Source organism: Marinicella litoralis, from assembly GCF_002591915.1.
In the GTDB taxonomy this organism is placed as follows: domain Bacteria; phylum Pseudomonadota; class Gammaproteobacteria; order Xanthomonadales; family Marinicellaceae; genus Marinicella; species Marinicella litoralis.
The window spans coordinates 1,031,715-1,031,926 of record NZ_NIHB01000001.1 but is presented as its reverse complement, the minus strand read 5'-3'; the positions used below and the strand labels follow the sequence as shown (position 1 = coordinate 1,031,926).

1 protein-coding gene is annotated in these 212 nt (G+C 41.0%); it reads right to left on the bottom strand.

The genetic code is table 11. From position 1 onward, the window contains the following. Nucleotides 1-118, bottom strand: a 118-nt coding sequence (locus tag CCS90_RS15195) for a GIY-YIG nuclease family protein (RefSeq protein WP_371411552.1), incomplete at its 3' end; no start/stop codon positions are given. Nucleotides 119-212 lie beyond the last annotated feature (94 nt).

Sequence of the window (212 nt, the reverse complement as noted above, 5' to 3'; positions counted from 1 at the left end):
AACCTTCAACAGCATTAGATTTGTGCTGATAAATTCGTTGAATTAAATCACTGGTTACTCCAATGTAGAGCGTTCCATTCCTTTGGTTGGTTAATACATAAACAGCTGGGTTTTTCATCTCCATTTATATTATCACAAGCTGTTAAATCTATCCTATCGACACTGGATACCGGCCTTCGCCGGTAAAGCGATTGTTGGACGCCGGAAAGCGG